Annotated in this window: 10 protein-coding genes and 1 tRNA gene; 5 read left to right on the forward strand and 6 right to left on the reverse strand. The window is 63.8% G+C overall.

Going from position 1 to position 11812, the window contains the following annotated elements:
* Positions 1–41: 41 nt before the first annotated feature.
* On the reverse strand, positions 42–1574 hold the full coding sequence (locus tag CMASS_RS01075) for an adenylate/guanylate cyclase domain-containing protein (protein ID WP_022863557.1): 1533 nt from the start codon (positions 1572–1574) through the stop codon (positions 42–44).
* A 76-nt stretch (positions 1575–1650) separates the two neighbouring features.
* On the opposite strand from CMASS_RS01075, the gene CMASS_RS01080 reads away from it, so the two are divergent.
* The 5 genes from CMASS_RS01080 to CMASS_RS01100 all read left to right on the forward strand — a co-directional run bounded on the left by CMASS_RS01080 (position 1651) and on the right by CMASS_RS01100 (position 5930).
* Complete coding sequence (locus tag CMASS_RS01080) at positions 1651–2907, forward strand: DNA polymerase III subunit delta' (protein ID WP_240482819.1); 1257 nt, start codon at positions 1651–1653, stop codon at positions 2905–2907.
* Between the two features lie 123 nt (positions 2908–3030).
* A tRNA-Thr gene (locus tag CMASS_RS01085) sits at positions 3031–3103 on the forward strand.
* 187 nt (positions 3104–3290) lie between these two features.
* Positions 3291–4127 carry a GDSL-type esterase/lipase family protein gene (locus CMASS_RS01090; RefSeq protein ID WP_084684443.1) on the forward strand — a complete coding sequence of 279 codons (837 nt, stop codon included), beginning with the start codon at positions 3291–3293 and terminating at the stop codon, positions 4125–4127.
* A gap of 72 nt (positions 4128–4199) precedes the next feature.
* Positions 4200–5306, forward strand: a complete 1107-nt coding sequence (locus CMASS_RS01095; RefSeq protein WP_027018783.1) for an S-(hydroxymethyl)mycothiol dehydrogenase — start codon at positions 4200–4202, stop codon at positions 5304–5306.
* Between the two features lie 3 nt (positions 5307–5309).
* The gene (locus CMASS_RS01100; RefSeq protein ID WP_022863561.1) at positions 5310–5930 is read left to right on the forward strand and encodes an MBL fold metallo-hydrolase; all 621 of its coding nucleotides are present in this window, start codon (positions 5310–5312) and stop codon (positions 5928–5930) included.
* Between the two features lie 68 nt (positions 5931–5998).
* Here CMASS_RS01100 and CMASS_RS01105 read toward each other — a convergent pair whose 3' ends face one another.
* From CMASS_RS01105 to CMASS_RS01125, 5 genes are all read right to left on the reverse strand, one after another.
* Positions 5999–7105, reverse strand: a complete 1107-nt coding sequence (locus tag CMASS_RS01105; protein ID WP_156831817.1) for a hypothetical protein — start codon at positions 7103–7105, stop codon at positions 5999–6001.
* Between the two features lie 166 nt (positions 7106–7271).
* Positions 7272–8156: a glucose-1-phosphate thymidylyltransferase RfbA gene (gene rfbA, locus CMASS_RS01110; RefSeq protein ID WP_022863563.1), complete on the reverse strand. Its 885-nt coding sequence runs from the start codon at positions 8154–8156 to the stop codon at positions 7272–7274.
* A 19-nt stretch (positions 8157–8175) separates the two neighbouring features.
* Entirely contained in the window at positions 8176–9837 is a 1662-nt protein-coding gene (locus tag CMASS_RS01115; protein WP_022863564.1) for a dipeptide ABC transporter ATP-binding protein, read from the reverse strand.
* 2 nt (positions 9838–9839) lie between these two features.
* Positions 9840–10889, reverse strand: a complete 1050-nt coding sequence (locus tag CMASS_RS01120; protein WP_022863565.1) for an ABC transporter permease — start codon at positions 10887–10889, stop codon at positions 9840–9842.
* Complete coding sequence (locus tag CMASS_RS01125; RefSeq protein WP_022863566.1) at positions 10882–11808, reverse strand: ABC transporter permease; 927 nt, start codon at positions 11806–11808, stop codon at positions 10882–10884. The genes CMASS_RS01120 and CMASS_RS01125 overlap by 8 nt, the downstream gene beginning before the upstream one ends.
* Positions 11809–11812 lie beyond the last annotated feature (4 nt).

Consider the following 11812-nt stretch of genomic DNA (forward strand, 5'->3'; position numbering starts at 1 on the left):
ACCCGCTCGGCGGGGGAGTCCTCCGCAGGGAGGATTTCCGGCTACTGTTCGGCGCGATCCGCGAGCGTGGCGCGGATGGGCCGGGCCAGCTGGGTCATGCGGTGGCGCCCGCGCAGCTCGATGGACTTCATGAAGGTCCAGCGGGCCTGCTCGGCCTCGTTCGCGGTCTTCAAGGTGGCGGCGTTGGTCAGCACGCGGCCGGGGGTGTCCTTGGCCAGCTCGGTCAGGCGCGCCGCCTCGTTGACCGCGTCACCGATGACGGTGTACTCGAAGCGGTCGTGGCCGCCGATGTGCCCGGCCACGACGTGCCCGGAGGCAACGCCGATGCCTGCCTGCAGCTCGAGGCCGCGCAGCTCGCGGCGCAGTTCGCGGGCGGCCTGCAGGGCCATGGACGTCGAGTCGTAGACGTTGCTCGGCGCGCCGAAGACGGCGAGTGCCGCATCGCCCAAGAACTTGTTGATGATCCCGTCGTTGCGGTGCACGATGGCCACCACCCGCTGGAAGAACTTGTTGAGCTCTTCGACCACTTCCTCCGGCTCGTGGCTAACGGCGAAGTCGGTGGACCCGATGACATCGATAAACAGCACCGCCACCTTGCGGTCCTCGCCGCCGAGCTGGGGGCGCTCCTCCAGCGCGCGGTCGGCGACCTCGGTGCCCACGAACCGGGAGAACGTCTCGCGGATGTGCTCGCGCTCGCCCAGCCCGCGCATCATCTCGTTGAAGCCCGCCTGCAGCACGCCGAGCTCCGAGCCGTCGTAAATGTCCACCTCGACGGAGCCGTCGCCGCGGCGGGCGCGGTTGATGGCCTCCTGCAGTTCCACGATGGGATCGACCACGCTCATGGCCACGAACACGGTGCCCAAAAGACCGGTGCCCAAGGCGGTCAGCGCCAGGGCCACCAGCGCCGGGGTGAGGTCCTCGATGTGCGGGGTGAAGTAGCCCGCCCGCTGCCCGGCAACGAGCAGCAGGATTCCCAGCACGGGGACGCCGGTGGTCATGGCCCACGTCAGAAGCAGGCGTTGCCTGATGGGCGGTTCCAGGGTGGAATCTTCGTAGCGGCGCGAGATGGCGGTCGCGGCAACTGGGCGCACGAGGCGCTCGGCCTGCAGGTAGGTAATGAGCACCACGACCATGCCCGCCAGCACCGTGGAGATGCCGATGGCCAAAGACAGCCGCCCCGAATAGGAGGCGATGGAGGAGACGGCGATGATGATGCCGATAAGCCACACCGCCGCAGCCACGCCCGCCTGGTAGACGGGGATGCGCATGACCAGGTTGCGCACCATATTCCTGTCGTGTGCCCGGGGGTTGCGCTGCCAGTCCAGCACGGGGCGGAACAGCAGGAAGGTCACAATCATGCCGACGATGACCGCGAAGACCAGGTAGAGCGCGCCCACCATGACCAGGTTGGGCAGCTGCTTGGTCAGCCCGTCGATTTCGGGCATGGGCAAAAAGTAGAAGACGAACGTCATGACGGCGATGGCGCCGACGATGTTCGCCCCGAGCACCAAGGCGGCATAGACCGGCCACTGGGTTCCCATGAGCCACCGCACGCCGCGTAGAAGTCGTTTCATCATTCAACACTTTAACCGCACCCGCCCCGCCCGGGGGTGTAGTTTTCGGCGCCGCGTGCGCAGTAGGGTGGGACAGGTGAATGCCGCACCAGCGAACGCCGCCGCACCTGCAGCCACCTCCCGGGGCGTGGGGGTCGCGGACCGGCTTGCCGATGCCCCGGAGGTCCGCGACGCCATCCTCAACGCCGCCGGCGCCGCCCGCGGCCTTCCCGGCTATGATCCGCGCGCGATGTCGCACTCGTGGCTGTTCACCGGCCCGCCGGGCTCCGGGCGCTCGTACGCGGCGCTCGACCTCGCCGCGGCGCTGATGTGCACCGGGGTAGAGGAGGGCCGGCCGCTAGGCTGCGGCGAGTGTGCGGCGTGCCGCCAGGTGCTCGAGCAACACAGCCACACCGACCTCGTGTTCATCCAGCCGCAGGAGCTATCCATCTCGGTCGACTCGGTGCGCGACATCATCACGCGCGCGGCCACCCGGCCGACGGTGGCGGCGTGGCGGGTCGTGGTCATCGACAAGGCGGACAGGCTCACCGACGGCGCAGCGAACGCATTGCTCAAAACCGTCGAGGAGCCGCCCGAGCGCACCGTCATCGTCATGTGCTCGCCGTCCGCCGATCCGGAAGACTTCTCGCAGACCCTGCGCTCGCGGTGCCGCCACCTCTACATCCCGGCGCCCTCGGTCGGCGCGATTGTGAAGGAGCTTGTCGATGCCGGGGCATCGGAAAGCGACGCCCGCCTCGCGGCCATCACCTCGCAGCGCCACATCGGGCGTGCCCGCCGGCTCGTCGCCGACGCGGCGGCGCAAAAACGCCGCGCGGTGTCCATCAACCTGGCCGAGGACGTCTTCCGTGGATCGCTGGCGTTCCAGTCCGCCTCCGCGCTCATCGGCGCGGTGCAAAAGGAAGCCAAGGACGCGCACGCGGAGGAAGACCAGGCGGAGATAGACAAACTCGAGCAGGCCTTCGGCGCCGGCGGGCGCGGCAAGGGCACGCAGAAGATCCAGCGCGACGTGAACTCGGCGGTCAAAGAGCTAAAGGATCTGCAGAAAAAGCGCGCCACCCGGCGCCAGCGCGACCTGCTAGACATCGCGCTTATTGATCTCGCCGGCGTCTACCGCGACGCACTCGTGCTCGCCTGCGGCGCCGACGTGCAGCTCATCCACCCCGACTTCTCCAAGCTCGCCGAGGAACTGGCCGGCCGCGTCGGCGAGGAGGGGCTCATCGCGTGCCAGGCGGCGATCACCACGTGCCGCGAGCAGCTGGTACAAAACGCCTCGCCGCAGGTCGCTTTCGACGGGATGCTGGGGCGCCTGCGTCGCGCGTGCGGGGCGAAGTGAAATGTTGGTTATCCCACAGCTACCCTCGCTGGGATCCCGCCGGGGTTTATCGGATCGGGCAGCCAATTTCGTTGCGGCGGCGGTCCTAAGTTAAGCTTGCTAATCGTTGCGTGCGTGCAGCGTGCCACTTTAGCTCAGTCGGTAGAGCATTCCACTCGTAATGGAAAGGTCGCGAGTTCGATTCTCGCAAGTGGCTCAATTAACTGCTGGTGGTCGCGTGTTGGTACACCGCGTGTAGTAGAGGTATCGCCACCGTATGTAACGGGGAACGCCATTTTTCGAATGAGGATGTAGGCCTGCTTACTCGCATTCGTAAAGTGTTGCGGATGTGCACTAGTGTTAACTTTGTTAACTAGTTGTGTACCCATTCCTAGAAAGGAACTATTGTGTCGCGTCGTCCCTGGCGTTCCCGCTGTGCCTCCCTGCTTACCGGACTTGCTCTTATCGCTGGTGCCTCTGTGACAAGTGGGCACATCCCTACCGCACGAGCCGACGAACGTAACTTGGTTGCGTTCGGGGATTCAGTTCTGGCTGATCCGGATGTGGGAACTTATCTCGCCCATCGTTTTGATCCGAATGGCTCCGTGGGCGTTAACTGTCCTACTTCCAATAATTATGCCAAGCGGGCCGGGGCAAAACTTGGGTTGGTGGTTCGTGATTTCTCGTGCGCTGGTATGGCGACCATGTCGCCTGGCCCCCAGTTGTCTCAGCAGATCGACCAGGCGCTCGGATCGGGAGCTCTGAATTCAGAAACGAATCGAGTGGTTCTCAGTGCTGGTTTTAACGATACGTACAACCATCTTGATTGGGATATGCAGTCGATGCGTGATCACTTCGTAGGGGCTAACCGTCCTCAGATTGACCGCATCCGAGCAGCGGCACCACACGCACGTATTCAGATTGTCGGTTACCCGACCATTGGTTCGAATGGGACCTATTGTCTAATCCATGCAGGTGGTCGTGCGTGGGATGCGACGTACATGCCGTGGGTACAGGATTGGGAAAATAAAGCGCAGTGGATGCAAGTTGACTTAGCGGTGGCTACCGGAACCGAATTCGTCGATGCCAAACCGTCTACTGCTGATGCGGGCCAGTGCGGGGCCGACGACGTCCGGAAATACGCTGGTCTGGTTGACTTTGATGCGGGCGCAGGTAATCTTCCCATTCATGTTAACGAACGTGGCCACGAACATCTGGCCAACCTTGTAGCGGGTAGTTAGCCACACGTGCCGGCACATGTGATGGCGTAAAAAAGACATATGGTGTCGACGAATGCTGGTACGCTGGGCGCCATGACTGAAACAGTGAACGCAATTATTGCCCGCTCCAAGGGCGCGGAGGTGGAATCCGCGCCCATCGTCATTCCGGATCCCGGTGCGAACGACGTCGTGGTGAAGATCCAGGCCTGCGGCGTCTGCCACACCGACGTCGCCTACCGCAACGGCGACATCGAGGATGCGTACCCGTTCCTTTTAGGACACGAGGCCGCTGGCATCGTCGAGCGTGTCGGCTCTGACGTCACCCACGTCGCCGAGGGCGATTTCGTCGTGTTGAACTGGCGCGCCGTGTGCGGCGAGTGCCGCGCCTGCAAGAAGGGCGAGCCGAAGTACTGCTTCGACACCTTTAACGCCTCGCAGGCCATGACGCTCGAGGACGGCACGGAACTTACCCCGGCCTTAGGCATCGGCGCGTTTGCGGAGAAGACCCTCGTGCACGAAAAGCAGTGCACCAAGGTGGATGAGCGCGAGGATCCGGCCGCGGCCGGCCTGCTCGGCTGCGGTGTCATGGCCGGCCTCGGCGCCGCGGTGAACACCGGCGAAATTCAGCTCGGCGAATCCGTCGCCGTCTTCGGCTGCGGCGGCGTGGGCACCGCCGCCATTGCCGGCGCGAAGCTGCGCGGCGCGGCGAAGATCATCGCCGTCGACATCGACGATGCCAAGCTGGAGACCGCGTGCGAGTTCGGCGCCACCCACACCATCAACTCCAAGGACCTGTCCGGTGAGGGCGACGAGTCCGAGGTCGTGGCCAAGGTCCGCGAGCTCACCGACGGCTTCGGCGTGGACGTGGCCATTGACGCGGTGGGCATCATGCCGACGTGGAGCCAGGCTTTCTACTCCCGCGATCACGCCGGCCGCCTCGTCATGGTCGGCGTGCCCAACCTCACCGACCACATCGACGTGCCGGCCATCGATCTTTACGGCCGCGGCGGCTCCATCCGCCCGGCGTGGTACGGCGACTGCCTGCCGGAACGCGATTTCCCGGCCTACGTGGCTCTCCACCTCAACGGCACGTTCCCGCTGGATAAGTTCGTCACCGAGCGCATCGGCTTAAACGATGTGGAAAAGGCATTCGAGACCATGGAGCAGGGCAAGGTCCTGCGCTCCGTCGTGGAGGTGTAAAAAATGGACATCAAGCATTTCACTACGTCCGGCAAGTTCCGCCTCGAGGGCAAGGAATGGGACGTGGACAATAACGTCTACATCGTGGGCGACGACACCGGCGTGTTCATCGTCGATCCCGCCCACGACCCGCAGGCGGTTATCGATGCCGTGGGTAACCGCCCCGTCGAGGGCATCCTGCTCTCCCACGCGCACAACGACCACTGCGAGATCGCCCCGCAGCTCGCCGCGCATTACGACACCGCAATCTACCTGCACCCGGACGACAAACAGCTGTGGGAAGAGACCAACGGCGACGCGGAGTTCACCGAACTGGAAGACCGCCAGCGCATCCTTCTTGCCGGCGAGCCCATTCAGGTGCTGCACACCCCGGGACACTCGCCGGGGTGCGTGGTGTTCTACCTCCCCAGCGAAGACACCCTGCTGTCCGGTGACACCCTGTTTTCCGGCGGCCCCGGGGCAACGGGCCGGAAGTACTCCGACTTCGACACCATCATCCAGTCGCTGCAGAACGTCGTGTTCAAGCTGCCGGAAGACACCAAGGTGCTGCCCGGCCACGGCGACTCCACCACCGTGGGGGCGGAGGCCGCGCGTATCGATGAGTACATCGAGCGCGGTTACTAGGCGCAGACGAATACTCGTCTACGCTTAGGATGGTAGCGTCTCCTCCCAGGTGAGTCCGTCGACGCGGCTTAGTCGGCGGACGCGGCGTACTCGCGCTGCCGGTCACGGGCGCCATTGGTGATGCGCCGCAAATCGGCATCCGAGTCGAAGCCGGCACCGAGCGCGCCGGCCACCACGCCCATGGACGTGGACAGCCACGCGATGCGCAGGTAATGCGTGAACTCGGCCGGCTGCCCCAGTTGCTGGGCGAGGAATTCCGGGTCAATGACCGCCACGCCGCCGAGCAGGATGGCCACGAACAGCACTGCGTACAGGCCCACCACCAGCATCCCGAGGGTCAATAGCGTCGAGCCGTTGTACAGCGCGATGACTGCTTTCGCCGAGTCGTTGCGGGGCCGGTCCCACAGCTTGTTCGACACGATGAGCCAGGCGACCATGATGCAGATGGACACCACCGTGATAACCGCCATGCGCAGCGGGCTTAAAAAGGACGCCATCTGCCAGATGGAGCTATAAAACACACCGAAAGCGCCGGTGCCCATCGCCGCGGCGAGCGCGCCGGACATTTTGGGCAACGTCGACCACGGCTCGTTTTGCTTCACCATCCCCACCATCGTGCGCACCAGCGCGCCGGGGCCGGAACGGCGGTAGGCGGAGCGTTGGTGCACGTCGCGGTGATTGGCATTGGAGCCGTCCCCGCGGCCGTTATCGGGTGCGAGCAGCGCGCTGCTGACTTCGGTGAGGCTTTCGCGTAGCCGATTGCGTGAGCCCGCGGCGCCGAAGACCGGGTTGCTCACAATTGCCACGTGCTCGTCGGGGAATTCCTCCACGGCGATAAGCGCCTGGCCGTCGTGGCGCGGCATTTCGGTGTGCAGGATGACCGCGTCGGCGTCCGCGCTGCCGGCGGCGTTCCCGTCGGCGTCCGCGCTGCCGGCGGCGTTCCCGTCGGCGTAGCCGTCGCGGAAGACACGAGCCTGCCGGTTGCCGGTCGTGTCATCAGCGCTGATGCGCAGCAGCTCGGACTGTACCGTCACCTCCGCCGCAAGCCCGCGCGCCGACTGTAGGTGGCGCTCGATGTCGGAGGCCACGGCCTGGGCGTCCTGCGTCGCCCGGCCGGGATCGGCGACGATGAGGACGCGGCGTGTGGGGGCGGAAGTATCAGTTGTAGCGCTCACGCCGCGGCACTCTACCAGCGAGTAGGTGTCGCTTAGCTTCGGGTTTTCTGGGTCCGCGGTCGCACTTTCGCTCTCGCTGAGGCTTTCGTTTTGTAGCGTGCGTGTTTCCGGGTATTTTCGGCGCAGATCCGGCGACTTTGCGGTCGAAAAATCCCGGGAACGTACGCTAGCGAGTGCTTTCTTCGGCCGCCCCGACGGCATCGAGGATGTACTTGCCATATCCCGAGCGCATCATCGGCTGGGCCAGGTCGCGGGCCTGCGCGGCGCTGATGAGTCCGGCCTCGAAGGCGGCCACCTCGGGTGAGCCGATGACCACCCCGGTGCGTTTCTGGATGACCTCGACGTAGTCCGCGGCCTCCTGCATGGAGTCGATGGTGCCGGTATCCAGCCAAACATCGCCACGCTGCATGGTCATGACGTTGAGGTCACCGCGCTTGAGGTAGGCCTCGTTGACCGCCGTAATTTCCAGCTCGCCGCGGTCGCTGGGACGCAGCTGCTTGGCGATGTCAATGACCGAATTGTCGTAGAAATACAACCCCACCACGGCGAAACTCGACTTCGGCACTTCTGGCTTTTCCTCGATGGACAACACGTGGCCCGCGGCGTCGAATTCCACGACGCCGTAGCGCTCCGGGTCGGAGACCTCGTACGCGAAGATGGTGCCGCCCTGTTGAGAAGCACCAACCGATTCCAGCGCCGCGCTAAACCCGTTGCCGTTGAAGATGTTGTCGCCTAAGACGAGAGCCACCGAGTCATCGCCGATGAACTCCTCGCCGATGAGAAACGCCTGCGCTAGCCCATCCGGTGAGGGCTGCTCCGCGTAGGAGAGGGAAAGGCCGAGCTGCGAGCCATCGCCCAGCAAGCGCTTGAACCCGGACGCATCATCCGGGGTGGTGATGATGAGGATCTCCGTGACCCCCGCCTGGATGAGCGTGGTCAGCGGGTAGTAGATCATCGGCTTGTCGTAGACGGGCATCAGCTGTTTCGAGATGCCCTTGGTGATGGGGTAGAGGCGGGTGCCCGATCCGCCGGCCAGAATGATTCCCTTCATAAGCGGCAAGTCTACGAAACTAGTGCAGGATGCTCAGCCCGGGCACTGAGTTGATGAGCGTTCGCGTGTAGTCCTCCTGTGGGTTATCGAAGATGTCGGCGGTCCGTCCGCTTTCCACGATCCTGCCCCTCTGCATGACTGCGACCTCATCGGCGATCTGGCGGACCACGGCGAGATCGTGCGTAATGAACAGGTAGGTGAGCCCCAGGTCGCGCTGGAGATCCTCGAGGAGTTCCAAAACCTGGTGCTGGACCAGAACGTCTAACGCGGAGACCGCTTCGTCCAAGATGAGTACCTCCGGTTGCAAGGCGAGCGCTCGCGCAATGGCGATGCGTTGGCGCTGCCCGCCGGACAGCTCATTGGGATAGCGCCGCATGACAGATCGCGGCAAGGCGACCATGTCCAACAGATCCGCGACGCGCTGTTCGCGCTCTTTTCGGTTGCCAATCTTGTGCACGGCGAGCGGTTCTTCAATGCACGAGTAGATGGAAAACGTCGGGTCCAGTGAGCCGTAGGGGTTTTGGAAGACCACCTGAACTTTGCGGCGGAAGTCCAACAACTTCTTGCCGCGCAGGTTGGTGGTGTCCTCACCGTCGATGTGCACGGTGCCGGACGTCGGTTCGAGAAGGTCCAGCACCATGTTCGCCACCGTTGACTTTCCGGATCCGGACTCGCCGACCAGCGCCAGGGTGGTGCCGCGGTGTACGTCGAAGGAAACATCGTCGACTGCGCGGAAGACCTTATCTTCTTCCTTTTGCACCCGCCCGCGGGCGGGGAATTCCTTCGTAAGATTACGGGCGGCAATGACGACGTCTGCTTCGTTGGCGTCGAGTCGTTCGCGGTCTGCGGTCTCGTTTCTGGCCGCCAGTGACGGGGCGGCATCGACAAGCCGTCGCGTATAAGGGTGTTGCGGATCGGTGAGGATCTCCTGGGAAGGACCGGATTCGACCACGCGCCCGCGGTGCATCACCAGCAGGTGCTCAGCGCGTTCAGCTGCGAGTCCCAAGTCGTGGGTGATGAACAAGACGGCGTTGCCCAACTCTTGGGTGAGCGTATCGAGCCGGTCCAGGATCTGCTTCTGCACCGTCACATCCAGCGCAGATGTCGGCTCGTCCGCGATGAGCAGGGTGGGCTGGGCAGCAAGTCCCACGCCGATGAGGGCGCGTTGGCGCATACCGCCGGAGAACTCGTGTGGGAACTGGCGGGCGCGGCGCTCTGCATCCGGAAGCCCCGCTTCCTCCAGAATTTCGGTTACCCGGTTCTTCCGGCTGGCCTTGTCGCCGATGTCGTTGGCCATCAACGACTCTTCGATCTGCGTGCCCACCCGCCACACCGGGTTGAGGTTGGACATTGGATCCTGCGGCACCAAACCGATCCGATTACCGCGCAAGTTCTCAAAGCCCTTGTGATCGAGGCGCGTGATGTCCTGCCCCTCGAAAAGGATCTGCCCCTCGGTCACGCGGCCGGTCCCCGGCAGCAGACCGAGGATGGACATCGCCGTGGTGGACTTGCCGGAGCCAGACTCACCGACGATCGCGACGGACTGGCCCGGGTAAATGGTCATGTTTACGCCACGAACCGCCTCCACTAGGCCGGTGGAGGAGCTAAAAGCGATGTGGACATCGCGCATTTCCAGCAGCGGCGCTTGGGAGTTGGTGGGCTGTGCGGGGGTGGTAGTCATAGTTACTTCTTCCTCGCCTTCGGGTCGAGGGCGTCGCGCACGACGTCGCCCATCATGATGAAACTCAACACGGTCAGCCCCAAAGCGCCGGCCGGGTAGAACAAAACGCCGGGTTTAATGCGCAGGGAGTTCTGCGCGTCGGAAATGTCGGCGCCCCAAGAGACGAAGGTCGGGGGCAGGCCGATTCCGAGGAAGGACAAGGTGGCTTCGGCCACGATGAAAGAGCCAAGTGCCACGGTGGCGTAGGCGATGATGGGCGCAGCGGCGTTGGGCAGTACATGGCTGGTAAGAATGCGCCAGGTCGACGCGCCCAGAGCGCGGGCGGACTGCACGTATTCCTCGTGCTTAATGCGCATGGCCTCACCGCGGGTAATGCGCGCGATACTCACCCAGCCGAACATGCCGAGGACGAGTGCGACAGTGAGGATCGTGCGGTATTCCTTGAACATCTGCATGACCACGATCGCGGCGAGCACCAGCGGGACGGCGAAGAAGACATCCACCACGCGGGAGAGGACCGCGTCGATCCAGCCGCCGAAGTAACCCGCGATTGCGCCGATCACCGAGCCCAGGATGGTGACCATGATCGTCGCAATGACGCCGACGGCGACGGAGGCGCGGGCACCGTAGATGACACGGGAGTAGATGTCGCACCCTTGGCGGTTAAAGCCGAACGGGTGGCCGGGCTCGGCATCTGCCAAGGACCGCGTCAGTTCACAAGCGCGGGGATCGGTACTGGTGAATAGCTGGGGCGCGACGGCGATGGCGATGGCCGCGACGATGAGCGCTGCGGACACCCAAAACAGCGGTCGCCGGCGCAAGTACTTCCAGGCTTCACCCCACTGAGATGAGGGTGCGGACTCGTCCTGGACCGCATCCACCGCACCGAGGCCCTGCTCGTCTACCTCGGCGATATAGCGTTCTTGGCCAGGAAGCGGTGCGCTATTGGTGCTTGTTGCGTTGCGGCGCCGGCCGCGGTCGGGCTGGACGCCCTGGGTCAGCTGTTCCTCGCCGAGTTCGGCGGCATAGAAATTCTTCTTCGGGCTAGGCATAGCGAATCCTTGGGTCGAGCACTGCGTACAGAAGGTCCACGAGCAGGTTGACAACGATGTAGATGGTCACCAGGGCGGTGGTGAAAGACACCACGGTGGCGGGCTCACCGCGCAGGATTGCCTGATACATCGTGCCGCCCACGCCGTTGATGCCGAAGATGCCTTCGGTAATGATCGCGCCGGTCATGAGCGCACCGAGATCCGCGCCGACGAAGGTCACCACCGGAATGAGCGAGTTACGCAACACGTGGTGGGTCATCACGCGGCGGTTGCCCAGGCCCTTAGCGCGAGCGGTGCGCACATAGTCGGCACTTAAGTTCTCACTGACGGATTGCCGGGTCAGGCGAATGACATAAGCAAACGACAGCGCCCCGAGCACGATTGCTGGCATGAGGAGGTTGTAGAAGTTGGCGGTCGCACCGACGGTCGCGGGAAGAAGACTCCACTTGATGCCCACGAGGTACTGGAATACGAACCCGATGACGAACGACGGGACGGCGATGACAACGAGAGAGACAACCAACACGGTGGAATCGAAGAACCCGCCGCGGCGAACGCCCGAGATGATGCCGAAGAGGACACCGAAGATGAGCTCAAAGCCCACGGCCATGACCGCGAGGTAGAGGGTCACCGGGAAGGCGTTAGCCATGACCTCGCTAACCGGAACTCCCGAGAATGTGGTTCCAAAATCGAGGGTGAAGATACCTTTGAGGTACAGCAGGTACTGGACAAAGAATGGTTTGTCCAGGTTGTACTCGGCGGTGATTCGCTCGCGTGCTGCCTCCGACAACCCGCGATCCCCGCCTAAGGCCTCAACCGGGTCGCCCGGCATGAGGAACACCAGTGCGTAGATAAGTAGTGTGGCGCCGAAAAATACAGGGATCATCTGCAAGACGCGCCGACCGACGTAGCGGAGCATAGAG

The sequence above is a fragment of the Corynebacterium massiliense DSM 45435 genome (assembly GCF_028609805.1).
Lineage (GTDB): Bacteria > Actinomycetota > Actinomycetes > Mycobacteriales > Mycobacteriaceae > Corynebacterium > Corynebacterium massiliense.

Bases quoted from the DNA above. Each gene is read 5' to 3' on its own strand.
- CMASS_RS01120 (WP_022863565.1), bottom strand. From the start codon at position 10,889: ATGCCTAGCCCGAAGAAGAATTTCTATGCCGCCGAACTCGGCGAGGAA.
- CMASS_RS01115 (WP_022863564.1), bottom strand. From the start codon at position 9,837: ATGACTACCACCCCCGCACAGCCCACCAACTCCCAAGCGCCGCTGCTG.
- CMASS_RS01095 (WP_027018783.1), top strand. From the start codon at position 4,200: ATGACTGAAACAGTGAACGCAATTATTGCCCGCTCCAAGGGCGCGGAG.
- CMASS_RS01125 (WP_022863566.1), bottom strand. From the start codon at position 11,808: ATGCTCCGCTACGTCGGTCGGCGCGTCTTGCAGATGATCCCTGTATTT.
- CMASS_RS01100 (WP_022863561.1), top strand. From the start codon at position 5,310: ATGGACATCAAGCATTTCACTACGTCCGGCAAGTTCCGCCTCGAGGGC.
- CMASS_RS01075 (WP_022863557.1), bottom strand. From the start codon at position 1,574: ATGAAACGACTTCTACGCGGCGTGCGGTGGCTCATGGGAACCCAGTGG.
- rfbA (WP_022863563.1), bottom strand. From the start codon at position 8,156: ATGAAGGGAATCATTCTGGCCGGCGGATCGGGCACCCGCCTCTACCCC.